We start from the raw sequence: 1,969 nt of genomic DNA, 5'->3' as shown, positions 1-1,969 counted from the left end.
ACGCGAACCCCAGCTCGGCGAACCGCTCATAGCAACCCTCAACATCGAGAGCCTCCGCACCGGTCGGCGGCCACACCGTCGCATCGAAACCGGAGTCCGCTCCCTCGGAACGGTCGGCCAGCGCGCCGGTGGCGTGCTGCGTCCAGGGCGCATCCGCCGCGTCCCCCTCCGGGCGGGAGTAGATCCCCACCGAACGCCGGCCCGACTCATCGGGAATACCGACCGCGACCTGCACCTGAACCGCACCACGCTCCGGAAGAGTGAGCGGCGCAGCGAGCGTCAACTCCTCGACCCGGTCGCAGCCGACCTCGTCACCGGCACGGAACGCCAGCTCAAGCATGGCAGTGCCGGGAAGGAGAATCCGGCCCATGACCGCGTGATCGACCAGCCACGGATGCGACTGGACCGACAGCCTGCCGGTGAACAGCACACCCTGACCTGCGGCGAGTTCGACCGCCGCGCCCAGCAGCGGATGCTCGGCGGAACCCAGACCCGCCGCGCGCACATCACCGGCGGCACCGGACTGCGAACCCGCAGGCCAGAACCACTGGTGCTGGAAGGCGTACGTGGGCAACTCGACCCGCCGCGCACCGGCGAACAACGCCGTCCAGTCGACCGCCGTACCGTGCGCGTGTACGCGAGCCAGCGCGGTGAGCGCGGTCAGCTCCTCGTCCCGGTTCTTACGGAGCATCGGTACGAGCGCCGCGCCGTCCGGTACGGATTCCTGGGCCATGGCCGAGAGCACACCGTCCGGCCCCAGCTCCAGGAACGTGGTCACACCCTGCTCGGCCAGCGTCCGCACGCCGTCCGCGAAGCGCACGGCCTCACGGGCATGACGCACCCAGTACTCGGCCGAGCACAGCTCTTCGGCCAACGCCACGCCACCCGTCAGATTCGACACCACCGCAATACGCGGAGCCCCGAACGACAACCCCTCCACCACCGCACGGAACTCGTCCAGCATCGGGTCCATCAACGGCGAGTGGAACGCGTGCGACACCCGCAGATGACTCGTCTTACGGCTCTGCTCCTCCAGCCGCGCCGCCACCTTCAGGGCCGCCTTCTCGTCGCCGGAGACAACCACCGACGCGGGACCGTTCACGGCGGCGATCGACACCTCGCCGGACAGCAGCGGAAGAACCTCGCCCTCCGTCGCCTGCACCGCGACCATCGCACCACCGGCCGGCAGCGCCCGCATCAGCTTCGCCCGTGCCACGACCAGTGTGCAGGCGTCCTCCAGCGAGAACACCCCCGCCACATGAGCAGCGGCAACCTCACCGATCGAATGACCCGCCACGAAGTCGGGCGTGACGCCCCAGGACTCCACCAGCCGGAACAACGCCACCTCAACCGCGAACAAAGCAGGCTGAGCAAAGCCCGTGTCATTCAGCAGTTCAGCGTCATCGCCCCACATCACCTCACACAGTGGACGCTCCAACTCACCGTCCAGTGCGGCAAGTACGGAGTCCAGCGCCTCCGCAAACACTGGGAAGCGCTCGTACAACTCCCGGCCCATACCGATCCGCTGACTGCCCTGACCCGAGAACAGCAACGCCGTCCTCCCACCGAGCACCGCACCCGAGACCACCGAAGGATCCGGGGCACCCGACGTCAGGGCGGTCAGCGCGCGCACCGCGTCCGCGGACCCACTCGCCAGCACCACCGCTCGGTGTTCGAACACCGAGCGGCTCGTCACCAGCGAGTACCCGACGTCCACCGGCCTGGGAGCGGCCTCGCTGTCCACCATCGACAGCAGCCGCGCCGCCTGAGCCGCCAGCGCCTCCGGCGTCTTGCCCGAGAGAACCCACGGCACCACAGCCCGCGACGCGGTCTCCACCGCGGCCGACTCGGGCGCGGTCTCGGCCACCGGCTCGGGCTGTTCGAGGATGACGTGGGCGTTCGTCCCACTGATCCCGAAGGACGAGACACCCGCGCGCCGTACCCGGTCGGTCTCGGGCCACTCCGTCGG

Annotated in this window: 1 protein-coding gene; it reads right to left on the bottom strand. The window is 69.5% G+C overall.

What is annotated here, in order from left to right; translation table 11 throughout:
- On the bottom strand, positions 1–1,969 hold a 1,969-nt coding region (locus ABZW18_RS34640), incomplete at both ends, for a type I polyketide synthase (RefSeq protein ID WP_356195470.1).

This window comes from Streptomyces sp. NPDC004647 (genome assembly GCF_040609575.1).
Classification (GTDB): domain Bacteria; phylum Actinomycetota; class Actinomycetes; order Streptomycetales; family Streptomycetaceae; genus Streptomyces.
This window is presented reverse-complemented; position numbering and strand designations above follow the sequence as displayed.